Below are 23327 nucleotides of genomic sequence, written 5' to 3' on the forward strand. Positions count from 1 at the left end.
TTACTCCTTATTCAGGTGGATGTATTTGGGTGTCGCTTGATTAGGTTGATAACCTATTGGGCTGTCCACCCTATGAATCATCGATTTCATTTCAGTCGCTGCATGCGCTAAGCACCCCTTCCATTCTCTGTTTGCCATACATCCTGCCACTGCCAGCCGTCCTTATGAACAAATGCCACCAAGATTTTCTGGTAGGGCAGTGAGGCTAAATAGTCCTGGATCTCGGTGTTCGATGCCTCGACGCCTGGTAAGTCGGCATAGCCATTAAACGCAGGAATATCAGGGATATGTTGGCTAGGATGAATGAAAGCACTACCGAGCGTATCCAGGAATTGCTCAATTGCTTTTCGTGTGATCAATAACTGCTCACGCGAAGTGGGATCTAGCCTGGTGCTGGCAAAGCAGGCAATGACAATAGCTTGGTATAAGCGTGCTATGGCTAGCGAAAGCGCTTTGCTGCTGCTCTCACTGTGATAATAGTGCAGGATTGGATAGGCTAAATGCTGCTGGCCTAAGGTACTGATGGATTGTTGTAACGGCTGAAGTTGGCTGATCAGTGTTGCAAATTTTCCGTCGCCGTTCGTAGACGCGAGTATTTGCCGTGGATTTTCGCCCAGCGCACTGATGGTGAGGGATGTTTGGCGCTTTTGAATAACATTGGTGATGATATTCAAAATATAAGTAATCGATATCGTAAAAAGGAAAAAACCGTTAGCCGCAGCCAAGACAGGTGGAAGACGCCAATTATCATTACCGGCAACAAAGTCACCATAGCCCAACGTCGTGAGTGTGTAGCCCGTATAGTAGGCGCGCTCAACTAAGCTAGCGGTGGCGTTTGAAGAAGACAGCACCACGGCCTGAGGTGAACTACAAAATAGTAAAAACCAACCCAGCCAAGCGACTAGAAACCATGTCAGCAGTAACGTCATCGTTATCCATGGGCCCGTAGAGGACAACATGGTATGGCTCTTTCGTCGCTGATGAATACCTAGCAGCATAAACCATAGCCCACTGACCAACCGGTTAGTCAGCGGACCTGAACTAGATACCGATAAAGTGGTGCGAATAGCGTCGTAAACCACCAGTAAAATAAGTAAGGTGCCTATGACCCCTATTAACGTGCTTCCAATCACTAACAATGCTCCTTTGGTGTTAATGTGCCGCTACCTTGCGGTGGCTAGTTCCCCATTAATCTAGTTCACCATTAATATCGCTATTCCCGCCAAATAGAGGCCGATAATGACCATGCTTTCAAAGCCAATACGGCCAGGCCCTTGCTCTTGGCGATGCAACAGGCCAAGCATTAAAACCCCTGTCATTAACACCGCGAGAGCAACCCATAACATTACCTGATCGGGAATGACGTGGTAAATCGAGCCGCCTCGGTAAGCCACATCTGATGCAGCGGCAAACAGGGTATCAAACGCATTGCCGCCAATAATGCCTGCCACCGCGAGTGTGAGTGCCCCACGGCGCACCGCCGCAACCGTTGTTACCAGCTCAGGTAGTGATGTCACTATTGAGGTCAGCAGAACGCCGACAGCCGCTTGGCTAAGGCCGGTTTCTGCCGCAATCACCGTAGCGCTGCGTTCCAGTAACCAGCCGGTAATGCCGATCGTAAGCGCGAGACCCACAAATAACAGCCATAACCGCACCAGCGTTAGCTTTCCAGGCGACTCATCAGGCTGGTCTTCACGCGTCTCATGCGTACGAGTTGGGGACCACATCGGGCGGGTTTGGGCATTTTTAACCAGCTTTAGCCCAAACAGGTAAGCAATAAATAGCAGCGGTGTGATGAGGTGTACTTGCCAGAAAGTCCATTCGGGCGTAAAGCGACCTAACAACAATAGGCTGAGTAAGCACAGCAATAAGGCGCCCTGAATCAGATTGCCAAGGGAGGCCGCGGCGTGTTCGAGGTTAGCGCGCCGATATACCATGTCAGCGATCGTTAAAAATAGCGTTTGAACAGCGATACCGCCCAGCGCATTACTCATTGCCAGTTCAGGTTTATCGGTCCAGGCGGAAGAGACCGATACCACAATGCCTGAGAGTGAGGTAGCCATCCCAAGTAAGACAGCACCAGCTATCGCCTCACCTAATCCGGTACGATCAGCGAGGTCGTCGACAATCCGCGCAAGCCGGGTGCCAATGATGCCAATAACGACTGCGCAAACGCTGAACAGTGCAAAAGCGGCGGTTAGCGACATATTACTAAGTAATGTGAGCATAAATGAACCCGGTCAGGGTATCTCGTCTCGGGATTTCGATAATGGTGAAAAGCTTCACAATATCGGCAATTCGATTCAGTTTTCACTGGGCCAAGCCGTCACCACTACTTCATAAATACGCCAATCGTAATGGTTTAAAAACTGAGCAGCGTCGCGTAAGTGTTGTGCCAAATTCTCATCGCTATGGGGCACCACAAACGCTTCTCCGCTAAAAATGTGCCCTTCCTCACGTAAGCGCACGGCGGCACTGGCGACCCACCCCATGGCACATAATTGTTCTTCCAGTTCTTCAGCAAGGTGTTCCGGCTCCGCTTTAGAAGTAAAACGGGGTCTTCGGTCGAGAAGGTCACCCACCGCCTCCTTCACATTAGTCACGCCATCCTTGGTGACATCAAGCGCGATAAGCGCGCCCGCCAACGCGTCCGCCCACCATAGGCCAGCGCCAACGCCGACGATTCCGGCGATAGCGGCAAGCCCAGTCATCCAGTCCGCCTTGCTCATCTTGCCATCAACAAACACCGTTTTTTCATGCACTTTTTTGGCGGCTTTCATCTGTAGATGACCGATAATGACGGGAGGTATGACGCTATAAATCAGCGCACCAATCATTAACCACCCCATCCAGAAAGTGGTGCCGAAGAGCTCGACGGCGCCAATGCTGGGATGTTCCATCTTGGCGAGCTTTAGTAGCGAATCAAGTAACAGAATACCGCCGAGTAGCGCCAGGGCGGTGGCTGCACAGAGGAAGGCGATACTCGTGGCACGTTGATACCCATATGGAAAGATCGCATTAGGGGCTCGGTTGCGATAACGCATTGCGATCAGAAAGGCGATAGGAGGGATTAAAGAGAGCATATCTTCAAACCAAGCCACTCTCATGGCCTGACTACTACCCAACACTAATGCCAATACGCCGACGATTGAAATGCGAAACCCCAGGTTCCACCATTCAAGCCGTACCAGGTAATCAAGGTCTTTCTGTTTATCAGGGGGCAGTTGATACACTTGCCTTATTTTCATTGCGCCGCCTCCAGTTGTTGCAGTTGCTGCTCAATGTTGGAGTAGCCATTAAGGTGGCGTTGCAATGCCAGCATCCAAGCGTTCTCACCTTTGGGCAGCGCCATCACATGCTTATCGATAATTATCTCCCAAGGACCGGCAATCAACCCATGGGCCGATAACCACCATGTAGGCGCGGCGATGGGGCTTTCAGTACGAGTAACCTCGGTAACTTTGACCGGCTTGGCATTTTTTTCTTTGAGCGCTGCATGCATGTGATTTACGGGAGGAATGGCGACTTCCAACCCATTTAAAGAACTGGGCAAAGGCACCCCCGAGGGAAAGCCGACAGTATAGCGGCTTTGATAATAAGGGCGTGTCAGCGCCGCCTGTTGGCTCAGGCGAGAGCGATTAGTTAATCCTCCTATCACCAAGTCAAGTTGGTGATGCTGCAGAGCGGCTAGCAAATCATCTTCACTATCCCAGTGCCAGCGGATTTCCGAATTCAACTGTTCAGCCAGTGAGCGGATAATATCCGGTTCGAGTCCAGCAGGGCCATCGTTGGTACGTATCACCCAAGGCGAATTCTCAGTTAGTCCTACTTCCAGCACACCATGTTGAATTCTTTCCATCGTATGTTCTATATCGCTAGGATAGCGGCATCCTAGCAGGGCCAACGCAGGTAATATCCCTAATACAATGAATAAGAGTGCGCGCTTAGACCAAAAAGAGTTCTGATCTTTTTTGGTTTGCATTTGCAGCTCCCTGGTAATGGCGAAGTTGGCCAGCATTGATTAACTAGCAAAGCAGTAGCTTGTGATAATAGGTGGCATGTTGGTCCCGTTGTTAACTAATCACATTAGCTAAAAATAACTGCTAGACTAAGCAATTGGCTTCATTTTATTTAATTGAATCAGCACAAAATGCTTTCTAGCAGTCAATTTAAACTAGTATTCCCTGCCTATTGATTAAGTCCATTTTTTCCTAATGTGAAATCCGGTGGATCGCTTGCAGGAAAGCTTTCATCGCTCAGCTCATCGACATGCTCCTGTTGTTTTTGATAAGTAGACAGCTTTACATACTCACTCAACGGCTTGGCCAGTATCCAGTGGTCATCTTGGCGGGTTAATTCCTGGGTAGGAATGCTGTACGTATTCCCATCGCTTGCTTCAAGCGCTACCCGTTTCAGATATTTATCTTTAACAAAGTGCCCTATAAGCTGCTGTTTATCATCGTAAACTGGGTTTTTCACGGTAACTGCCTCGCAAAATTAAGTTTAATAATAGTGGCCTAAACGCATCAATAGCACGCTATCATTTATGCTATTCACTGCTTTTGGGATCGGCCTTGGCTGATTTTTGATCAATATTGTCTTTATGCTTTTTTTTCTCCTTAGTCAGTTGGGCACCCGGGATAGGTGCTTCCTTAATAGAAGTGTTATGACCTGGTGATGATGGAGACTCCTCAGCTTTCTGATTATCCACATTCTCGTCTGGCCGAAAGGGTTTGGGTTCTTGATGGTGAGAGCTCTTATGGTCAGTATTTTCATCGACATCGGGAATGTCCTTGTCGATGAGCTGTTCTGCTTTTTTGGTTTCGTTACTCTTTATGTCGTTTGATTGATGATTCATGGCTTTTCTCCTGCGTTATTAAAAAAACAATGCCTTAAAAGTGCTCTTCCTCAGCGCTGGGCTGAGAAGAATTAATAGAGCGAATATTAGAAATGATAAAGCCGCTTCGTGGGCGAGCCGGTATTACATTGAGATCGACCGTAAGATCCTGCCACGGTACGTCATAGCGAAGCTGGTGAATGAATTTCTCAATTGCCAAGTCGATTAGTGCCAGTGTGATCCACTCACCGGGGCAGCGATGCTGAGTAGCATGATCGCTACCGCCTTGAGGAATCATTGCAAAGCGATGCACATCAACCTCTTCCTGCTCGAAACGTTCAGGATAGAACTGGTCGGGTGCTTCCCAGCGATGGGCGTCATGATTGGTACCGTAGAGATCAAGAATCGCTTGCCGACCGCGCTTAAAGCGATAGCCTTGCCAAGTAAAGTCAGCGTTAACGCGAGCGGCTAGAAATGGAAAAAAAGGGTAATAACGCCTGACCTCTTGAATGAAGTGCCGACGATAATGGCTTGACCCTTGGTGCTTGAGTTTTTCATAACAGTCCGGGTGTTCATGCATCGCCAATACGGCAAACACCATGTACCTTGCCACAGCCACGATGGGTCGGATTATATTAAGCAACTCCACGGCAACAATGCGATTGGGTAGAGGCTTGCCCTGGGCGTCACGAAAATCAACAAACGTAGCGAATGGTAATACGGGGTCGACTTCATGCAGCCCTTGTCGGTACTGCTTGATTAAATCTAGTAACGCATTTTCAGTTTGACGCCGTGCCCGGCGGCTTGCCCAATGCTTGGGCCCGATAGCAGCGCCGCCTTCAATCATGAGTACTAATTGCTCGGCCATCTCTGGAGCATCTACATTGTGTAGCGGAATACCGCACCAAGCGCAGGCTGCCCGGCATAAAATGTGATGAAGTTCATCAAGCAGGGTGATCGATGCTTGCGCCTCCCAATAATTGAGGCGCAATTGCCAATGCTGCTCGACCAGCTGCATGAGTTCATCAATGCGCGACTGAGACATTAATGAAAGAAACAGGGCTTTGCGTTGATGATGCGCCTCTCCTTCCAGCCCTTGGATTCCCCCTTCACCAAATAGCGTCTTTTTCAACCGTGTGGGCGCCGCATTCTCACGGCTGAAACGTGCATCATCGTAAAAGAGCTCGGCGGCCTCTTCGCCCCTCATAAATAGTGTTTTTTTAAACATTAAGCGTGAGCGGAAGAGGTTTGTTCCTAACCGCTCACATTGCGCCGAAATATAAGGGTAACCACTGCGTGCTAATGGATACGTACACTCCCACCTCGCCAGCGGCGGCTCATCATTGCGGCCCATTAATGCCTCCCGAGGCGAGGCGCTTTAGCAATAAAGCTTTTGGAAAACTGCTTTAAGGACGCTTTAACGGTTTCTAGTGCATCAGGGTCCCCATGCAGCATTGCTGACATATAGGCCTTTGCCTGCTGTTTGGAAAGATGAGGAGGGATAGGGGGAATGTCAGGATCTGTATGAAAATCAATAACGGTGGGGCAGTTATTGGCAATGGCCTGATCCCAGGCACTACCAATCTGCTCTGGATTGGTTACCTCAATGCCTTTCAAGCCAACCAGTTCGGCATACTGAGCGTAGGAAAAGGCAGGCAAGTCCTGCGATGCTTCATATTTAGGGTCGCCATCCTGGACACGCATCTCCCAGGTGACTTGGTTAAGATCGCGGTTATTAAGAACGATCACAATGAGCCGTGGATCTTCCCAGCGTCTCCAGTATTTACCAATAGTGAGCAGTTCAGCATTGCCGCTCATTTGCATGGCACCGTCGCCCACAAAAGCGATCGAAACACGCTCAGGGTAAGCAAATTTGGCTGCTATGGCGTAGGGTACCGCGTTTCCCATGGTTGCCAGGCCGCCTGAAACCGAGCCGCGCATACCCGCGCGAAACTTAAGGTCGCGCGCGTACCAGTTGGTTGCCGAGCCGGAGTCACAACTGAGTAAGCAGCGGTCTGGCAAGCGCGGGGATGCTTCCCAAAATACGCGTTGAGGATTGATGGGGTTTGCGTCGCTCATGGCACGTTCACGCAATAACTCCCACCATTCAGCGACGGCTGCTTCAATAGCCTGCCGCCAATCTCGATCACTTTTATGCTTCAGCAGCGGTATGAGCGCCTGAAGCGTACTGCGGGTATCACCGGTGAGGTTAACGTCCATTGGGTAACGCATGCTGAGCATGCGGGGTTCAATATCTATCTGTACACCGCTTGCTTGTCCCTCTTGGGGTAAAAACTCCGAATAGGGAAAGCTTGAACCAATCATTAATAAGGTGTCGCACTCAGACATTAGGGTCCAACTGGGGTTGGTGCCCAATAGTCCAATCGACCCCGTGACGTAAGGTAAGTCATCGGGCAGTACATCCCGTCCAAGCAGGGCTTTAGCAACACCCGCGCCAAGAAGGTTCGCCACTTCTTCTACTTCTTTTTCAGCGCCTCTGGCCCCAGCGCCGATCAAAATGGCGACCCGCTTGCCAGCATTCAATACGTCAGCGGCATGAGCAAGGGACTGTTCATCAGGCATGACAGTTGCTGACGTATAACCAACGCCAGAGTGAACTGTGCCGTGGGCGTGTGCAGGCGTCTCAACCGCTTTTTGGGACTGTAAATCGTTAGGAACCACAATAGCGGTAACGGTACGCTCACCGGCGGCGATGCGCATGGCGCGATCAATTAGGTGTCGAACTTGCCCCGGGCTAGTCGCCAGATGTACAAAATCACCTGCCACATCCTTAAATAAAGAGACCAAGTCCACTTCTTGCTGGTATTCACCACCTAACGCTGTGCTGGCCTGCTGGCCTACGATAGCGACGACCGGTACGTGATCTTTTTTAGCGTCGTAAAGGCCGTTAAGTAGATGGATCGCGCCAGGCCCGGAGGTCGCCATGCAAACGCCCACCTCGCCGGTATATTTTGCATAACCACAAGCCATGAATGCTGCCATTTCCTCATGCCGTGGCTGTACAAAGGTAATCGAGTCGTCAGCGCGATTGAGCGCGCCCATCAATCCATTATTACCGTCCCCGGAATAACCGAAAATGTGCGATACCTTCCACTGTTTCAGCCTATCAATGATGAAGTCGCTGACTTCTTGTGTCATCCCTGACCTCCTATCTCATGCCGTGGTGGTTAGTTCAGGTAACCGTTATTTAAAAAATGTTTGAAATTAAAAGGCCTTCTTTGATGGTGGTAACAGGCAGAAAGGAAATGATGCTGCTACCTATGTCTTTACACAAACGACAAAATTTTCTCTATACCTTTCTCTATGAAATGGCGCAAGCTAAACAGCCAATATAGTGGTAAATATGCTTTGTTAGTCACCAGCCTCAGCTAAAGAAATATGCGTTATTGTTCAATCCTTTAAGCCGACTATTACACATATTTAAGGTGAGTTAGATGCTAGTTGAGAGCTTGAAGTCATACCTAAAATACTGTAGGCATTAGGTGGGTGTGACGTCCAGTTGCTGGGTAAGTAAAAGTTATTTTTAACATAAGTAGAAGATTTTTTACGGTTTTATTGCTACATGCCTCTCCCTGCCATGCTCCCTCAAGAAAAGTGCTTAACCTTTTACATCGGTGAGCTGGTAGAAGCAGAGGTGGCTTTCCAGGTAGCGGTGCAGTAGGTGAGCAGTAACCCCTTCAGTAACGCTATTATAAAGCTAAAAAACAATAACTAATTAGTTTTGCTGCTAAATAGTTGGTTTATAATGTATGTTATTAAATATTATTTAATTTTAAGTCATTGTTTTTAAATTGAATGAGTGGCACTTTTGTTTGACTTATATTAAATGTTCTTTTTGATAAAAATTAAAAAGCACTATTTAAAGTTCAGGTGGCTTGAAGTGCTCAGCTTGGTGACTATTCTCCATAGTGCTCGGTTAGAAAAGGCGAGTGATTAAGACGAAAGGTTTTAATTGTTCCACTAAAGGAGTTTTATCATGGTTGATAAACGTAAAGACCAAGGAATGTCACGTGAGGAAGCAGGCCACAAAGGCGGCCAAGTAAGCGGCGGTAATTTTGCCAATGACCCGAAACGCGCTTCTGAAGCCGGTAAGAAGGGTGGTGATGCGACTGCTGACTCCCATAGCCAAGAATTTTATGAAGACATTGGCCATAAAGGTGGCCAAGAAAGCGGAGGTAACTTCGCTAATGATCCGGAACGCGCTTCAGAAGCAGGCAAGAAAGGCGGGAAGAACAGCCATGGCGGTAATGGACAAAGCTAACCACTTCTCTTTAATGAAGTGATTTAGTTAAGTTCGCGTTAATTTCGCGACTGTCGTAGGAGACCGCTATGAGCAATCCCATTAAGGATAAAGATTTTGATATGGTCAGTACGCTATATCACGCTTCGCAAGGCGCTAATCTTTGTTCACAGTTTTCTCGCGATGCCGATAGCAGTTCGGATCAAGAAGCTAAGGCGTTTTTTGATCGAGTAGCACGCCAATACGATGACATTGCTCAGGAAGCAAAAAAAGTTGCTTAAAGACAAGCTGTAAGTTGAAAGCCAAGGATGGCGTTTCCTAGCAGCCCAGGCAAAGGACGCAATGAAAGTGCTCAAGGATGAGCGGAAGTTTACCAACAAGGGAAGGAACCCTTAATGGTTATTGCATTGGAAGCTACCCAGCTACTTAAGGAAGAGCCTTAAGCACACTGTCAGGGGAAGGAATTCCTGACAGTTTACCTACAAGGAGTGCAACCTATGTTTCATCATTCCGGTAAATTGCAGTATCCAGTGAAAGTCGATAAGCCAAACCCTGAGTTTGCGATGCTGCTTCAGCAGGCCATTGGTGGTATCGAAGGCGAAATACGCGTTGCGATGCAGTATTTCTTCCAAGCGATGGGCGCGCGCGGTGATGACCGCATTCGCGATATGCTGATGTCGACGGCGACAGAAGAGTTATCGCATATCGAAATGTTGGGACACGCGGTTGCGCTTAATTTAGAAGGGGCACCTGTTTCATATCAAGAAGCAACTGCTAAAGATCCTGTCATGAATGCCATTCTAGGCGGTGCCAATCCACGCCATTTGTTATCTTCTGGCCTGTCCGCGATGCCGGTCAACTCCAATGGTGTGCCGTTTGATATGAGCCACGTATACGCGACCGGTAATATCGGGGCTGATATGTTGGCAAACGCCACAGCAGAAGCGGGTGGCCGAGTACTTGCCTCACGTCTCTATAACTGGACGGACGATCATGGCATGAAGGATTTCCTATCTTTCCTTATTGCCCGTGATACGTATCACCAGCAGCAGTGGCTGGCGGTCATTGAGGAGTTAGGCGGCATGAAATCGCAGTTGCCTATTCCCAACTCGACGCCTGAAGACCATGAGAATATGCAACACTCCTACTACTACCTTAATACGCTGCTCGACAAAGAAGCACCGAAAGGACGGTGGGCTGAAGGTCCTTCTTTAGATGGTAAGAGTGAGTATACAGTGGTTAATCAACCTGCCCCTGAAGGTCAGGAACCAACGTTAGGAAAAGCAAAGCCGGGCTCAGGTGCTCAAAAAGAGCAACTTTGAGTTCAGGAATCGTATGCTAACGGTGGTGTCATAAGGAGAGTCTGCAATGGAAAGCAAGCACTTAGTCGATTGGCTGCGAGATGCGCACGCTATGGAGAAGCAAGCGGAGAAAATGCTGCAATCTCAAGCGCATCGGTTAGAGCATTACCCGCAGTTGCAGCAGCGTATTGAAGAACACATTGAAGAGACAGTAAATCAATCGAAAAAGCTTGAACACTGTTTAACGCTGTTAGGCGCTAATGCATCATCTATTAAAGATATGGGCGCTGAGTTAACCGCATTTGGTCAGGCTGTCGGCGGCATGATGGCTGAAGATGAAGTGGTCAAAGGCGGTATTGCGAGTTTCGCATTCGAAAATTTTGAGATAGCGAGTTATAAAGCCCTTATCAAGGCAGCTGAAATGGCGTCACAACCTGAGGTCGCCCAAGTCTGTAAAGAGATTCTTCAGGAAGAAATCGCCATGGCCGATTGGCTGAGTAAGCACTTGGACGATACTACTCAGCAATTTTTAGAGCGTGATAAGGATGACGATTTGCGCGCTAAGACCTAGCCTTTGCTAAGGCCTAGCTTTTGAGACATGGTTTTTGAAACATAGCTTTTGAGACATAGTTTTATTTGCTCTTTCTCCCATCAGAGCAAAGCCCATTCCCCAGCTATAATGCTGGGGTTTTTTTATGCCAGCCGAGTCAATGCGTCAGAAGGCGGCTCAGGTCGGCCATCACAGCCTCTTTAGGGTCATCTTCGCGAATCAGTAGCTGAGCGTCGCCATCACGGCCGAAAGCGAAGACAGCGTTGGAGTGCGATACATCGTAATTGCCAGCATCGTCTTTCTCACCATAACCGTACGTCACGCGGTAGCGGCGCGTCAGAGCCTGTAAAGCCTCTTCATCACCGGTCAAACCGGTGAACTCAGGGCCGAATGCGTCGGTATACTCTCGCAACGTGGGGGGGTCGTCGCGCTCAGGGTCGACAGACACAAATAGTACTCGCAAGTCGTTTTGGGCTTCTTCCCCCAATTCCTGCGAAATCGCTGCCAGATTCGCCAGGGTGGTGGGGCAAATATGCGGGCAATGAGTAAATCCGAAGAAGAGCAGGGTGACATCACCGGCATAGTCGGCTTCAGTTACCGAGCGGGCTTCTTCATCGACTAGCTCGAACTCCAATGGTGGCATAAGCTCGGAAATATCCTTGGTTTGCCAGCTTGGGTCAGAACAGCCGACCAGCCATAGCATCCCTGACAACAGCGCGGTTTTACATCCTGTCTTATACATAGCGTTACCCATAGCGATACATGGTCGAACGTTTACCAAGCAAACGACCGATAATGATCAACACCGCCAGCACACTCATCATGGTCGCTGGGATCCAGGTGATCAGGCCGCCGAGCCGCTGGTCCGTTAATGGTGCCAGTGGCCAGGCACGGCCACAAACGGCATACACGTCAAACAGCACGTTATGGCTGAAGGTGAGGTAGGCGCCCAGCAACATCTGGGGCGGCACCACGGCAAGCAACAGGGTAATGCGTACGCCATAGCTGAGCCCGCCACTTGCGGGCGACCGGGAATCGAGTATTAACCACCAGAAGAGTAGCCCATCAACCAGCATGCTCCAGTTCATCAACTGGTAGAGACGATGACTCAGCATCGCGTCGAAATGAACCTGGGGAATTAACCAGAAGTAAATCAGGCCCACGAACAGCAGTGGAGCGATTACCGGTTGCTGCAAAAGTCGATAACCGGGCTTGAGCATCTGCGCAGCGAAAGTAACCGTTGGCAAATTTCTCACCCGATGCGGTATACCTGCGGTGAGTATTGCCAGCGGGGCCGACAAGGCGATCAGAAACGGCGCTAAATGATGAAGCACTAGATGCTGGCCGCGGTGGACGAAAAACATGTACTGCGCTAAATAATCGAAATGTGTCTGAGACACCGTATAAATAGCCACGATACCCAAGAAAAAGGCGAAAGGGCGCCAGAATCCTTCATGCAGACCACAGCGCCGCCGATGAAGCAGGCCGCGGACATAGAGACCTGCGCCAGCCAGGCAGGCGAGAGTCCAGCTAGGGGAGAATTCCCAAGGCAGCAGATAAGCAAGGCTACTGTCGAACTCCCCCATTACACCTCCTAAATAGCAGCACAGTGGTAAGGATAGACACTACAGAAAAACTTTCCCGATTCATCGTGGTCAGTCCCCTCTTTTTGTCTAGACTGAAACAAGCCATTTGACGTTTTGCTCGAGCCTTGTATCTAAAGGAGGCAATCATCATGTCGTGTTTTATCAACGGGAATTGAGAAGTCATGCACTCACGGAAGAGTTCCTGGCTGCCTGTCGTGGCTGGCTTGCCTTTAATCTCACTTTTATCCGCCTGTTCTGGCGTTCAATCGTCTCTTGATCCTGCTGGCGCTGCGGCCGAACTAATCGCTGATCTCTGGTGGCCAATGCTACTCGTTGCCAGTCTGGTCACTGTGCTGGTTCTTGTTCTATTACTGATGGCTGTATCCCGGGCGTTTAGGCACCGCTCGGCGCGCCCGCTCAGTAGGCGACAGAGTCGTAATCTGGTGATTGCTGGAGGCATCATTCTCCCTCTCACGGTAACCATTCCCTTTGCGCTATCCAGCTTTACCATTGGCCGTACCCTCTACGCCCCACCCCCTGATAATGCTCTAACCATTGAAGTGATAGGAAAGCGCTGGTGGTGGGAGATACATTATTTGGATCAGAGTGGAAACCGCATTGCCACCACTGCCAATGAGCTCCACGTGCCGGTAGGCGAGCCGATTAAGCTGCTGCTGAAGTCAGATAACGTTATCCATAGTTTTTGGGTGCCCAATATTCAGGGCAAAACAGACATGATGCCGGGTCAAGTCAATGTCACCTCGTTGGTAGCAGATGAGCCAGGCGTTTATCGGGGGCAGTGCGCAGAGTACTGCGGTGCCCAACATGCGTTGATGGCGTTTTTGTTCGTGGCTGAACCCCAGGAGGCGTTCGACGCTTGGTTGGAACAGCAAGCCCAGCCCGCCGTGGCGCCGGATACGGCACAGGCAGTACACGGGCGCGAGGTGTTTTTCGATTCAGGGTGCGCTAGTTGCCATACTGTCCGTGGCACCCGAGCAGCGGGGGATGAGGGGCCGGATCTAACCCACTTGGCTGGTCGCCGTACGCTCGCTGCCGCTACCGTCCCTAATCGTATCGGCCACTTGGGGGGCTGGATCACCGATCCTCAGCACATCAAGCCAGAGAGCTTGATGCCACCGACCGAAATGTCTCCTGATGATCTTCAGTCTCTGCTCCGCTATTTGGGGGGCTTGGAATGACACATCCAACCAGCCTACAACACGAAATACATGACACGCCCGAAGAGACTGAACAGCTAGCGCGCACCTGGCACTCTCCGCGTGGCTTTCCTGGCTGGTTCACCCAGGTGAACCAGCGAATGATTGGTCGGCGCTTTATTATTACCGGCTTTATCTTTTTTCTACTGGCCGGTGTGCTGGGCTTGTTGATTCGGACGCAACTGGCCGGACCCGAGCAGCAGTTTCTCGACCCAGGGCTCTATAACCAGTTCTTCACCATGCATGGCACGGTGATGATGTTCTTCTTCGCTATTCCCGTCATGGAAGGGTTTGCCATCTACGTGGTGCCACTCATGGTCGGCACACGGGATATGGCTTTCCCGAGGCTCAACGCCTTCGGCTACTACATTTACTTGATTGGCGGAATCGTTCTATTCGGCTCGCTTCTGGTGGGCATGGCGCCAGATGCCGGGTGGTTCAACTATGTACCGTTGGCGGGGAAAGAGTACTCCCCTGGCTACGGGGTCGATATCTGGACCACCATGATCACTTTTATCGAGGTGTCAGCACTGACGGCAGCGGTGGAGTTGATTGTAACGATTCTTCGGTTACGGGCGCCTGGCATGGCCTTAAACCGCATGCCGCCGTTTGTCTGGGCGGCATTGGTGATGTCGTTCATGATTGTCTTCGCCATGCCCGCCGTTATCGTCAGTAGTACCCTGCTAATTCTTGATCGCCTAGTCGGCACTCAGTTCTTTCTTGTCGAAAGCGGCGGGCAACCCCTGCTCTGGCAGCATCTTTTCTGGTATTTCGGCCATCCAGAGGTGTACATCATCCTGGTGCCCGCGCTGGGTATGATTTCAACCATTATTATTACGTTTACAGGGCGGCCTATTTTCGGCTATACGGCACTGGTGCTGTCGGTGGTGTCGATCGGTTTTGTCAGCTTCGGCCTTTGGGTACACCACATGTTTACGACCGGGCTGCCGCAGCTCGGCATGAGTTTCTTCACCGCCGCCAGTGTCACCATTGCTATCCCCAGCGGCGTGCAAATATTTTGTTGGATAGCCTCTTTATGGGGAGCCAAAATACGCTTTGCTACTCCCATGCTATGGGTACTAGGCTTCTTCGCCATTTTTGTTATCGGTGGCCTCACCGGAGTGATGATTGCCTCGATTCCGTTTGATACCCAAGTGCACGACACCTTCTTCCTGGTGGCGCATTTCCATTATGTATTGATTGGCGGCGCCGTTTTCCCACTGATCGGCGCGCTCTATTACTGGTGGCCCAAGTTCACCGGCCGCTTGATGAGCGAGAAGGGCGGAAAATGGAGCTTTTGGCTGGCATTCATCGGTTTCAATGTCACCTTCTTTCCCATGCACCAACTTGGGCTGGAAGGCATGCCACGGCGTGTCTACACCTACACGGCGGAGATGGGATGGGGCGATTTAAATCTACTGTCGACGCTTGGCTCCTTCGTGTTGGCGGCAGGGTTTGTCGTCACACTGAGCAATGCGATTTGGAGCCTGTACCGCGGCCAGCACGCGGGAGCGAACCCCTGGAACGCCCCCACTCTTGAATGGTCGACCGATTCGCCGCCACCTGCTTACAATTACCGTCATATTCCCGTGGTGGAAAGCCGTTGGCCCTTGTGGGACTGGCAGCGGCGCGGTGAACGCCGCGTGGTTACCGGTTTAAGTCACCAACGCCGTGAGATCGTCATTACCAGTATTCTGGATGCTGATCCAGTGGGTGTACAGGTATTGCCCCACCCTACTATTTGGCCTTTTATCGCCGCAGTGGCTGCCTCTTCTGGGTTTATCGGCCTTATCTTCCATCCTATCTTTTTTGTAATGGGGTTCTTTCTGGTCTTCTGTGCTCTGGTCGGCTGGTTTTGGCCCAGACGCCCTTGGAAGGAGGCGATATGAAAGTCATCAAAGGGGTCGATGTGACCGATATGCCCCGCTTACACCCCGACCAGCGGGCGCCATTGTGGTGGGGCATTCTCGGGCTGATCACCATTGAGTCGGCGGTCGTGCTGGCATTTTGTGTCAGCTACCTGTATCTGGCTGCGCATGCCGAAGCTTGGCCGCCATCGGGGGAGGCGCCGCCGCTGTTATGGCCCAGCATTAATCTGGGGCTGCTATTACTGAGTTGTATCACCATGTATGCCGCTGGTCAGGGGATCAATCGCGGTAACAAGCGTTGGTTGGCGATAGGCGTCACTACCAGTGTGCTGTTGGCTTCTATCGTACTGGTGCTGCGCTCATTGGAACTGATGGCTTATGACTTCAGTTGGCAGGATCACGCCTACGGCTCCATCGTGTGGACCATCTCCGGTTTTCATTACGTGCATGTCACTTCAATGGTCTTGGGCAGCACCGTTATTGCGATTTTGGCATGGCGCGGCTATTTCACCCGTGAGCGGCAGATTGGCGTGGTGGTCGATACTAATTATTGGTATTTCGTATGTTTTGCCTGGGTGCCTTTTTATCTTTTGCTTTATTGGGGGCCCCGGTTCTATGGCAGTTGAAACGTCTACTAAGCGAACGCTGCAGCCTCTGCTGTTATGGGCTGGGTGGGTGGTCGGCCCGATGGCCTGGGCGTTGCACCTGCTCGGCAGTTATATGCTTGTCCCTTGGGTGTGTGCGACCGGGCATCACTGGACACTACATGCGAGCACTCTGGTGGCCTTGGCGATAAGCCTTATCGGCGGTTGGATTGCATGGCGGCAGTGGGGGGTAGTGGGACGACAGTGGCCGGGGGGAAGTGATCGCCGGACATCACGCATCCGCTTCATGTCAGCCGGCGGCTTAATCCTCAGCGTATTGTCGGCCCTGCTTATCGTGGTCGAAGGCATTCCCAATTTTTTTCTGGGGGCATGCTTATGAACGCAAAGGTGCTTGTTTGCCTAGCACTGCTATTCCCCATTGCTGGGTGTAGCAACGACGAAACGCCAGACTTGCCAGGCGACCCAGTAAAAGGGAAAGCAGCGATTACCGCGTATGGATGTGGCAGCTGCCATACCATCCCTAATGTGCCGGGAGCAAACGGCCGTACCGGACCACCCTTGGAGCGTATTGCTACGCGTACTTACTTGGCGGGGGTACTGCCCAACACGCCCGAAGAAATGGAGCGCTGGATTCGTGCTCCCGAAACGATCGACCCGCGCACGGCGATGCCTAATATGGCTGTCAGCGTTGGCGATGCCCGTGATATCACCGCTTACTTGTATACGTTGAAATGACTATTCGAACCCGGAAACGTTTAATTGAAAGGATCCGCAAGCGGCTGCTGATTCGCCTAGCGCTAGGTCTTGTCGGCGTGGTGGTCGCCATGGCGGCGGGCGCGGTCATGTTCGTCCTCTGGGGGATATATAACGTCTCCGCGTTACAGCAGCATACCGAACCTGTCTATTCCGTTCTTACCACTGCGTTGGATCGCTCCATTAGCCAGCGAGCCGAAGAGGTCGATGTACCACCGCTTGAAGACCCGGCCATGGCGCAGCAGGGGCTATTGTATTATCGCGACAAGTGCGTTCAGTGCCATGGCGCTCCTGGCGTGGCGCGCCATGATGTAGGTAAGGGCATGACACCGGTGCCGCCAAACCTGGCCCATACTGCACGCAATCGCTCCCCCGCTGAAATATTCTGGGCGGTCAAACACGGCATTAAAATGACGGGCATGCCGAGCTGGCAGTTTATTTTCACCGATGAGGAAATCTGGGACATTGTTGCCTTTATGAGACAGATGGCTAACTTATCGCCAGCGGACTATCAGGCAATTGCCGCTAGGGCGGCGGACGGTCAAGCAGAAGCAAGCGAGATAGAAGTAAGCGAGATAGAAGCAAGCAATACGTCCCTCAAGTTTCCCAATGCCGAACGAGGGCGTCTAGCGATGTATGGTTATGCCTGTATTGCCTGCCATCGGATTCCAGGGTTAGTTGGGCCACAAGCCGATGTTGGTCCACCTTTGGCGGGAATGGGAGAGCGCCGCTACATCGCAGGGGTGCTTTCCAATAACAACGATAATATGGTGCGTTGGCTTCGTCATCCCACCCAAGTGGACCCTCTTACTGCGATGCCAGACCTGGAGGTCACGGAGCAGGACGCCAGGGATATAGCGGCGTATCTTGAAACGCTCACTGAATAGGCCTAAAAAATTACGCCGCCCTTTAAGGATGTAATCGGGCGGCGAGGTGGGAAAGCAACGGCTTGTGAGCCTGGCTATTAGCTTTAAATATAAGCTCTTAAGAATAAGCTTTTAAATATCAGCTTTTAAATTCATACATTGTCTCGGGGAATCACACTTTCCCAGTTTTTAGAAAACACGCGATGCTCATTTTCGTAAGCATCTAACTGGGCATGGACAATGAAATTTTCCGTCGTGCAGCTTAGCGTGGTCCTTGTGTACACTTCGGTATTCCAGTCGCCCCTCTTAAAACAGGATTCTGTGAATGTTTCACCCCGGGCGGAAGTGAAATCATCATCAACGGTGCGGTAATACTCGCTGGCGCTGCGATGTATTTCGGTACCTATATCATTAATACGAAAACGGCCCTGGTTGTTAATCACTTCAAGCGTGGACGCTTTGCTTGCCAGGTCGCGATGCAACAGCCAGTTATGTTCGCTAGGTTCCAGTAACGTGGTATCAAGTGGAGGTGCCGATTGTGGTGTATCAAAAGGGGAGAGGTCGGCATCGTTCGTTTGTGGCTCCCTAACGGGAAGCGTTAGCTGACAGTTTTCTAAATGAACAGTGACCTTGGCAGGCTCAGGCGGCAGCCATGCGAGAGGCCAATAAGAGGTGGAGACAGACACCCTTACTTGGTGACCCGCTGGAAATTGCTGAGCGATACCGTTTAGCGGAATGGTAACGCGGTAGCGCCGATGCGGCTCAAGCGGTTCTGGGTGTGAGTCGCCATCCCGATGGGTAAGGTTCAGTAACCCATAGGAAACCCGTGTTGCCTTCCCATCAGGGGCTACGTCTGAAAGGCGAACTGCCAACATTGCCTGGGGCTTGTCACTTGATACCTCTAACGTTAATTCAGGCATGCCGAAGATGCAGAGAGGTTCGGTTAAGCTTGGGCTGCTAAAAATAAGCGAGCCGCCATCCTCTTCTCGTTGATCGCCAGGAAGGTCCGGGGTGGCTGAATAAGAGCACCATTTTCCCGCTTCCAGCCCAACGCTAAGCGGTGACTGTAACTCCATTGAAGCGTATTCATGAGCGTCACTAAGCGCCTGCTGGCTTTGTGAGTCAGCTATTAGCTGGTACGGCAATAAAGCGTAACTGCGCTCTTGAATGTTATTGCTTGGCCATTGGCGCTCGCCTATCCAGCGGCCAGGCCTATCATCATAAGAGTTGTCGGGAGGCACGCTATCTTGTTGCCAAGCACGTAGCATCGGTTCATCCATGATCCCGTTTGGCTCATCTTTCAACCAATAATCCCACCAGCGCAGGGCTTCTTGTAAAAAGCCTATTGCTGGCCCTGGCAGCCCTTGGTGGGGATATTTATGGCCCCAAGGGCCAATAAGCCCCTTACGTGGCACCTCAAGGTGTTCCATTAACCTAAAGACGGTATTGGTAAAGCCATCGGCCCATCCGCCGATTGCGTAAACCGGACACTGGATAGCGGAGTAATATTCACACACCGAGCTGGTTGACCAATAAGCGTCGCGACGTTGATGCCTAAGCCACTGATCAATCCATAAACCACTTTTCTCCATGCGCTCAAACCACATGTCGCGCCAGTCAGCGCCGACAATCTCTGGGTCAGGTGGCAACGCATTAAAAGCAAACATGACGGTTGCTTCGGATAAGTTATCGCCCAGCAAGCAGCCGCCCATATAGTGCATATTGTCCGCGTAAAGGTCGTCGCTGGCGCAAAGGCTGATAATGGCTTTAAGCGCGGCGGGCTGTTTGGCCGCCACTTGCAAGCTATTAAAGCCGCCCCACGAGATGCCCATCATGCCTACTTTGCCATTGCACCACGCCTGCTTGGCGATCCATTCAATAGCATCAACGGCGTCTTGTTGCTCCTGCTGAGTATATTCATCCGTCAGCACGCCATCTGAATCGCCACTGCCGCGCATATCAACACGTACACAAACATAGCCATTGCCTGCTAAATAAGCATGGTTGGTCGCGTCTCTTGCGCGTGTGATATCCCGCTTTCGGTAAGGAATATATTCCATGATGGCCGGTAGCGGTGAAGTATCCGCTTGCTCGGGCAGCCAAATGCGGGCGGCTAATCTTTTTCCGTCCCGCAGGGGTATGAATACATTCTCGATTTCACGGACTGAATAAGGGAATGATTCTACTATTTGCATGATCGCCTCTTATTTGCTCATTCGTCTACGTGCTCGATGTCAAATTTGAGAGCTTTCAAGCAGTACTGAAACTGCTCCTCAATTTGGTCATGATTGTCGGCGGCCAAATAAAGCGTGCCTAACCGATAACAAAAGTTGTCTTGATGCATTAAGTCGCTTAAGCGTTGACCTGTCTCGACATCAATTTTCACTTCTGTGTGCGGGTAGAGCGATTTGATCTCGTTAATCTCCACATCGCTGGGGATTTTTCTAACAATGCCATCCTTGTGTTCATAGGGAATAAAGCACTTGGCAGCGACAGGTGCTACGCCCTGGCGATTAAGCAGAGAAGGGCGATTGCCCAAGGCAATATCAACAGCGACTTCGTGGTTCGACATACCATCGACCATCACGAATATCTCGCTATGCGACTGTGAAATGCGCGTATTGAATTCTACTAACCAGAGCTTATCTTCTGCCTCATTCCACATAAATTCAGCGTTGAAACACCCATTGTTGTAACCGATGTGTTCAAGGAATTTTCTGGAAGCCTCGATCATTTTATGATGCACATGCTCAGGCAAATTGCTTGGATACTCTAAGCGGTCAAACAGCGTTTCTGTCAGTTTGGATTTTGGCTGTGAAATAATGCCATGCACATTGAATTCACCTTGAAACATGGTGCCTTCAGGCGCACCTTGTACACCACTGATGATTTCCTCTGCGATACAAGCATTGCCACCTAATTGCTTAATTTCTTCAGGGGTATCAGCGTATTCCAGCGCCTCATTAAATGGATCGCCTAGCTGGTTAATATTTTCTCTTATCTCTTCTATCGCTGCTTCAAACTGCTCGAAATTTTCAATTTTAAAGCCGAGGTGAGAGGAGAAAGCTTTTACAGGCTTAATCCAGAAGGGGTAGTTCAAGGTGACTTGATCAAATGGCGATTCTGCGAAGGGGTCAACGCCGCAAAAGCGAGGCACGACTTCTGGAATAACTTTTTGCTGCTCTATTCGGCTCCAGAGTTTATGCTCGCACTTTAAAACACTGGTCACAGAAGGTGAGGGAATTCCATACTCTTTGCATAGAATGGGTACTAAAACACTGGTAGGAAAGTCCCATTGTGCAATAATAGCGTCTACAGTGCCTGGAAAACTAGCAAGTTGCTCTCTTGCGGCTTCCAGTACTTCATTAAAAGAGAACTGTTTTGCTTCAACCGCTGTATCGACCGTGAGCAGGCCGTGTATCTCCAGCTCTTTTGACTGGCGCAACGTTTCAAGCATGGCTTTCTGCTTATCTTCTAAGGCTACTATGAAAATATTCCTTTTCATGATGACGTCCTTGAAAGTTAAAAGTAGCAATAAAATAATGATCTAACTAAGCACTAATTCGGTATAAAGAGTGCATAAGGAACCATAGAGCTTCAAGATCATTTCTTTTTGCATCAATAACATATGTTATAAACGACTCGGTTGTTTTTATATTTAATAAACATCAACTCTTACTTGTATTAACAATCCCTAACCCTATATTACTATTTTTATTAGCCTGCTAATATTTTGTGTGCTTTCTATTAATGTATGTTAATAAATGGCCTTTAAAAATGTTGGCTAAGCTTGTGGAAACGCGAGGTGTTAACTATTATTCTACCTCTCGATTAACTCTTTATATGTTCGTAGATTGTAAGGATTTTTTTATAAATCAGGTTTTGTCTAACTACAAGGGAGTGTAGAGAAAATGAGCAACGCATTTGATGTGCACAGTGAAGTTTTTAAAGGGAGCGATCATTATGCTCAGTTGCCCAGCGTGACAGGCTTGCAAGCCAAGGAAGTTAATCTTGGTAATATACTCAGCCATTATGCAGAGATTGGATCTGAATCTATAGATCATTTGTCGAGTGTTAATGTTAAAAGTATGGAGTTAAAAAGGAATCAAAAGCTATACTCTTTGTGCCAGGGAAGGGCAGAAATATTTATTGTAAAACAAGGCTGGGTAAGCTTGTGTCATACTTTTAAAAGTCATGGGCAAGATATATGTAATGTCTACATGCCGGGCGATATTGTTGGATTGCGAGAAAGTTTTTTCGATAATCATGATATTACAATATTGGGGTTGCAGAACTGTCAGTTAGATAAGGTTTCTGTTAACGAAGTGCATGATTCATTTAAAGAAAATGCAGATATAAAAAGAGCTGTCGTTTCTTATATTATGGTGAATGACAATATTACTATTGAAAGGCTTAGAAGTTGTACTCACCATAAGGCTGAAGAGCGCGTTGCGCATTTTTTACTTGAAATATATGCAAGGTATAATTTTAAAAAACTGATTGATTCAAATGTATTTTCTTTTCCTATTACTCAAGAGGTAGTAGGTGAACTGTTAGGTATTACCAGCGTTCATGTTAGCAGATGCATGACTTCTTTAGAGCAAAAAAAGCTGATTAGGAAGAGTAGGAATAGTATTAAGCTATTGGAGCCAGAGTTGTTGGCAGAGTATACTGGTTTCGATGAAAACATTATTTACGGGCATCTCCGCTTGTTTTGAATTCTTTTGTTTTAAATAAGTGGAATAATATGATAGAGAATTATTACGAATTGGTGATGGCGTTTGTTGAGATAGGCACTTTTTTAATCTGGGTGGTTTTTGCCCAGCTATTTTTTCTAACGTTTAAGCGCCAGCGGCGAGCTCGTTTTATCATTCATACGGAAGGCTACGATTGTAGCAGTATGAAGCTTGCATTTACGAATATGGCGGCTGAGCCCGTTTATATAAGAAATGTGTTTTTTAGTATTGAGTGCGGTGAGAATAAAAAAGTTTACAATCTTGATGATTTACATGGAGAAGGGCTTTTTAAAAAAGAAGTTGACGGTATCGATAAGTGGGAATATCAAGGCACTATTCTTCCTGGAAGCTGTGTCAAGCTAGAGGTGGGCGGTATATTTTACCCTTGTCTTTCAAAGGAGAAAGAAAAAACTGAACAAGACGTCATTCAAATTGAACCGGGTGACGTCGTTAATGTTTTCGTTGTCTTTTTTCATGGAGCCGATAAGAGGTTGTTAGGCGCTTCCAGGCATTTTAAGTTTTTTAAATCGTCAGTAGGCGTTTTTTTTAACCCGTTAAGTTGGAATACAACCTCTTGGTCTACTGTTCATGAGCGGAAAAAACTAATGCGAACCTTAAAGCAGGAGAGAGAAGATTACCCAGGGTTTAGCTAACGTAGAAGGTTTAACTAGCGCAGATAAGCGCATATAAAGGAAGCTTCAATTTTTTTCACATAACACACGTTATGAAAAGCGTTATTAACCCTTG

24 protein-coding genes are annotated in these 23327 nt (G+C 49.4%); 12 read left to right on the forward strand and 12 right to left on the reverse strand.

Annotation, left to right across the window (positions count from 1 at the left end; all coding sequences use genetic code 11):
* Window positions 1-107: 107 nt before the first annotated feature.
* From V8L71_RS07070 to V8L71_RS07105, 8 genes are all read right to left on the reverse strand, one after another.
* Window positions 108-1133 carry a potassium channel family protein gene (locus V8L71_RS07070; protein ID WP_336273629.1) on the reverse strand — a complete coding sequence of 342 codons (1026 nt, stop codon included), beginning with the start codon at window positions 1131-1133 and terminating at the stop codon, window positions 108-110.
* A gap of 60 nt (window positions 1134-1193) precedes the next feature.
* Window positions 1194-2228 carry a sodium:calcium antiporter gene (locus tag V8L71_RS07075; RefSeq protein ID WP_336273630.1) on the reverse strand — a complete coding sequence of 345 codons (1035 nt, stop codon included), beginning with the start codon at window positions 2226-2228 and terminating at the stop codon, window positions 1194-1196.
* A gap of 75 nt (window positions 2229-2303) precedes the next feature.
* Window positions 2304-3248 carry a cation efflux transmembrane domain-containing protein gene (locus V8L71_RS07080; protein WP_176304629.1) on the reverse strand — a complete coding sequence of 315 codons (945 nt, stop codon included), beginning with the start codon at window positions 3246-3248 and terminating at the stop codon, window positions 2304-2306.
* Complete coding sequence (locus tag V8L71_RS07085; protein WP_336273631.1) at window positions 3245-3982, reverse strand: transporter substrate-binding domain-containing protein; 738 nt, start codon at window positions 3980-3982, stop codon at window positions 3245-3247. Before V8L71_RS07085 ends, V8L71_RS07080 begins: the two co-directional genes overlap by 4 nt.
* Before the next feature lie 206 nt (window positions 3983-4188).
* Window positions 4189-4479, reverse strand: a complete 291-nt coding sequence (locus V8L71_RS07090) for a hypothetical protein (protein ID WP_336273632.1) — start codon at window positions 4477-4479, stop codon at window positions 4189-4191.
* 70 nt (window positions 4480-4549) lie between these two features.
* Window positions 4550-4858, reverse strand: coding sequence for a hypothetical protein (locus tag V8L71_RS07095; protein ID WP_336273633.1), 309 nt, complete (start codon window positions 4856-4858; stop codon window positions 4550-4552).
* Window positions 4859-4892: 34 nt separating this feature from the next.
* Window positions 4893-6191, reverse strand: coding sequence for a cytochrome P450 (locus V8L71_RS07100; protein WP_336273634.1), 1299 nt, complete (start codon window positions 6189-6191; stop codon window positions 4893-4895).
* Window positions 6191-7996 (reverse strand): thiamine pyrophosphate-requiring protein, encoded by a 1806-nt coding sequence (locus tag V8L71_RS07105; protein ID WP_336273635.1) that lies wholly within the window; start codon window positions 7994-7996, stop codon window positions 6191-6193. The genes V8L71_RS07100 and V8L71_RS07105 overlap by 1 nt, the downstream gene beginning before the upstream one ends.
* 838 nt (window positions 7997-8834) lie before the next feature.
* On the opposite strand from V8L71_RS07105, the gene V8L71_RS07110 reads away from it, so the two are divergent.
* The 4 genes from V8L71_RS07110 (at window position 8835) to V8L71_RS07125 (ending at window position 10970) form a co-directional block, all read left to right on the forward strand.
* Window positions 8835-9119, forward strand: a complete 285-nt coding sequence (locus V8L71_RS07110; protein WP_008959991.1) for a con-10 family general stress protein — start codon at window positions 8835-8837, stop codon at window positions 9117-9119.
* A 68-nt stretch (window positions 9120-9187) separates the two neighbouring features.
* The gene (locus V8L71_RS07115) at window positions 9188-9379 is read left to right on the forward strand and encodes a hypothetical protein (protein WP_336273636.1); all 192 of its coding nucleotides are present in this window, start codon (window positions 9188-9190) and stop codon (window positions 9377-9379) included.
* A gap of 216 nt (window positions 9380-9595) precedes the next feature.
* A complete protein-coding gene (locus V8L71_RS07120) occupies window positions 9596-10420 on the forward strand; it encodes a manganese catalase family protein (RefSeq protein WP_336273637.1) in 825 nt (274 codons plus the stop codon).
* A gap of 46 nt (window positions 10421-10466) precedes the next feature.
* Window positions 10467-10970 (forward strand): ferritin-like domain-containing protein, encoded by a 504-nt coding sequence (locus V8L71_RS07125; RefSeq protein WP_336273638.1) that lies wholly within the window; start codon window positions 10467-10469, stop codon window positions 10968-10970.
* Window positions 10971-11106: 136 nt separating this feature from the next.
* Here V8L71_RS07125 and V8L71_RS07130 read toward each other — a convergent pair whose 3' ends face one another.
* Together V8L71_RS07130 and V8L71_RS07135 are read right to left on the reverse strand one after the other, a co-directional pair.
* The gene (locus V8L71_RS07130; RefSeq protein ID WP_336273639.1) at window positions 11107-11691 is read right to left on the reverse strand and encodes an SCO family protein; all 585 of its coding nucleotides are present in this window, start codon (window positions 11689-11691) and stop codon (window positions 11107-11109) included.
* A gap of 4 nt (window positions 11692-11695) precedes the next feature.
* Window positions 11696-12535: a cytochrome c oxidase assembly protein gene (locus V8L71_RS07135; RefSeq protein ID WP_336273640.1), complete on the reverse strand. Its 840-nt coding sequence runs from the start codon at window positions 12533-12535 to the stop codon at window positions 11696-11698.
* A 182-nt stretch (window positions 12536-12717) separates the two neighbouring features.
* On the opposite strand from V8L71_RS07135, the gene coxB reads away from it, so the two are divergent.
* Genes coxB through V8L71_RS07165 form a run of 6 tightly spaced genes read left to right on the forward strand, consistent with a single transcriptional unit; the run spans window position 12718 to window position 17865 of the window.
* Window positions 12718-13734, forward strand: coding sequence for a cytochrome c oxidase subunit II (gene coxB / locus V8L71_RS07140; protein ID WP_336273641.1), 1017 nt, complete (start codon window positions 12718-12720; stop codon window positions 13732-13734).
* On the forward strand, window positions 13731-15641 hold the full coding sequence (gene ctaD / locus V8L71_RS07145; protein ID WP_336273642.1) for a cytochrome c oxidase subunit I: 1911 nt from the start codon (window positions 13731-13733) through the stop codon (window positions 15639-15641). Before coxB ends, ctaD begins: the two co-directional genes overlap by 4 nt.
* The gene (locus tag V8L71_RS07150) at window positions 15638-16246 is read left to right on the forward strand and encodes a cytochrome c oxidase subunit 3 (RefSeq protein WP_336273643.1); all 609 of its coding nucleotides are present in this window, start codon (window positions 15638-15640) and stop codon (window positions 16244-16246) included. The genes ctaD and V8L71_RS07150 overlap by 4 nt, the downstream gene beginning before the upstream one ends.
* Window positions 16236-16604, forward strand: coding sequence for a hypothetical protein (locus tag V8L71_RS07155; RefSeq protein ID WP_336273644.1), 369 nt, complete (start codon window positions 16236-16238; stop codon window positions 16602-16604). The genes V8L71_RS07150 and V8L71_RS07155 overlap by 11 nt, the downstream gene beginning before the upstream one ends.
* On the forward strand, window positions 16601-16960 hold the full coding sequence (locus V8L71_RS07160; RefSeq protein ID WP_336273645.1) for a c-type cytochrome: 360 nt from the start codon (window positions 16601-16603) through the stop codon (window positions 16958-16960). The genes V8L71_RS07155 and V8L71_RS07160 overlap by 4 nt, the downstream gene beginning before the upstream one ends.
* Complete coding sequence (locus tag V8L71_RS07165; protein ID WP_336273646.1) at window positions 16957-17865, forward strand: c-type cytochrome; 909 nt, start codon at window positions 16957-16959, stop codon at window positions 17863-17865. Before V8L71_RS07160 ends, V8L71_RS07165 begins: the two co-directional genes overlap by 4 nt.
* A gap of 131 nt (window positions 17866-17996) precedes the next feature.
* On the opposite strand, the gene V8L71_RS07170 is transcribed toward V8L71_RS07165, so the two are convergent.
* Window positions 17997-20039, reverse strand: coding sequence for a CocE/NonD family hydrolase (locus tag V8L71_RS07170; protein WP_336273647.1), 2043 nt, complete (start codon window positions 20037-20039; stop codon window positions 17997-17999).
* Between the two features lie 17 nt (window positions 20040-20056).
* On the reverse strand, window positions 20057-21349 hold the full coding sequence (locus V8L71_RS07175) for an ATP-grasp domain-containing protein (protein WP_336273648.1): 1293 nt from the start codon (window positions 21347-21349) through the stop codon (window positions 20057-20059).
* Between the two features lie 406 nt (window positions 21350-21755).
* On the opposite strand from V8L71_RS07175, the gene V8L71_RS07180 reads away from it, so the two are divergent.
* Both V8L71_RS07180 and V8L71_RS07185 read left to right on the forward strand, forming a co-directional pair.
* Window positions 21756-22562 carry a Crp/Fnr family transcriptional regulator gene (locus V8L71_RS07180; protein ID WP_176305057.1) on the forward strand — a complete coding sequence of 269 codons (807 nt, stop codon included), beginning with the start codon at window positions 21756-21758 and terminating at the stop codon, window positions 22560-22562.
* 29 nt (window positions 22563-22591) lie between these two features.
* The gene (locus tag V8L71_RS07185) at window positions 22592-23233 is read left to right on the forward strand and encodes a hypothetical protein (protein WP_336273649.1); all 642 of its coding nucleotides are present in this window, start codon (window positions 22592-22594) and stop codon (window positions 23231-23233) included.
* Window positions 23234-23327: the final 94 nt, after the last annotated feature.

This window comes from Vreelandella indica (assembly GCF_037070225.1).
Lineage (GTDB): Bacteria > Pseudomonadota > Gammaproteobacteria > Pseudomonadales > Halomonadaceae > Vreelandella > Vreelandella arctica.

Coding starts and splice junctions, on each gene's coding strand:
- V8L71_RS07160 (WP_336273645.1), top strand. CDS start 16,601: ATGAACGCAAAGGTGCTTGTTTGCCTAGCACTGCTATTCCCCATTGCT.
- V8L71_RS07155 (WP_336273644.1), top strand. CDS start 16,236: ATGGCAGTTGAAACGTCTACTAAGCGAACGCTGCAGCCTCTGCTGTTA.
- V8L71_RS07115 (WP_336273636.1), top strand. CDS start 9,188: ATGAGCAATCCCATTAAGGATAAAGATTTTGATATGGTCAGTACGCTA.
- V8L71_RS07170 (WP_336273647.1), bottom strand. CDS start 20,039: ATGCAAATAGTAGAATCATTCCCTTATTCAGTCCGTGAAATCGAGAAT.
- V8L71_RS07085 (WP_336273631.1), bottom strand. CDS start 3,982: ATGCAAACCAAAAAAGATCAGAACTCTTTTTGGTCTAAGCGCGCACTC.
- V8L71_RS07100 (WP_336273634.1), bottom strand. CDS start 6,191: ATGGGCCGCAATGATGAGCCGCCGCTGGCGAGGTGGGAGTGTACGTAT.
- V8L71_RS07180 (WP_176305057.1), top strand. CDS start 21,756: ATGAGCAACGCATTTGATGTGCACAGTGAAGTTTTTAAAGGGAGCGAT.
- V8L71_RS07075 (WP_336273630.1), bottom strand. CDS start 2,228: ATGCTCACATTACTTAGTAATATGTCGCTAACCGCCGCTTTTGCACTG.
- ctaD (WP_336273642.1), top strand. CDS start 13,731: ATGACACATCCAACCAGCCTACAACACGAAATACATGACACGCCCGAA.
- V8L71_RS07165 (WP_336273646.1), top strand. CDS start 16,957: ATGACTATTCGAACCCGGAAACGTTTAATTGAAAGGATCCGCAAGCGG.
- V8L71_RS07095 (WP_336273633.1), bottom strand. CDS start 4,858: ATGAATCATCAATCAAACGACATAAAGAGTAACGAAACCAAAAAAGCA.
- V8L71_RS07150 (WP_336273643.1), top strand. CDS start 15,638: ATGAAAGTCATCAAAGGGGTCGATGTGACCGATATGCCCCGCTTACAC.
- V8L71_RS07125 (WP_336273638.1), top strand. CDS start 10,467: ATGGAAAGCAAGCACTTAGTCGATTGGCTGCGAGATGCGCACGCTATG.
- V8L71_RS07080 (WP_176304629.1), bottom strand. CDS start 3,248: ATGAAAATAAGGCAAGTGTATCAACTGCCCCCTGATAAACAGAAAGAC.
- coxB (WP_336273641.1), top strand. CDS start 12,718: ATGCACTCACGGAAGAGTTCCTGGCTGCCTGTCGTGGCTGGCTTGCCT.
- V8L71_RS07120 (WP_336273637.1), top strand. CDS start 9,596: ATGTTTCATCATTCCGGTAAATTGCAGTATCCAGTGAAAGTCGATAAG.
- V8L71_RS07175 (WP_336273648.1), bottom strand. CDS start 21,349: ATGAAAAGGAATATTTTCATAGTAGCCTTAGAAGATAAGCAGAAAGCC.
- V8L71_RS07105 (WP_336273635.1), bottom strand. CDS start 7,996: ATGACACAAGAAGTCAGCGACTTCATCATTGATAGGCTGAAACAGTGG.
- V8L71_RS07130 (WP_336273639.1), bottom strand. CDS start 11,691: ATGTATAAGACAGGATGTAAAACCGCGCTGTTGTCAGGGATGCTATGG.
- V8L71_RS07135 (WP_336273640.1), bottom strand. CDS start 12,535: ATGGGGGAGTTCGACAGTAGCCTTGCTTATCTGCTGCCTTGGGAATTC.
- V8L71_RS07110 (WP_008959991.1), top strand. CDS start 8,835: ATGGTTGATAAACGTAAAGACCAAGGAATGTCACGTGAGGAAGCAGGC.
- V8L71_RS07185 (WP_336273649.1), top strand. CDS start 22,592: ATGATAGAGAATTATTACGAATTGGTGATGGCGTTTGTTGAGATAGGC.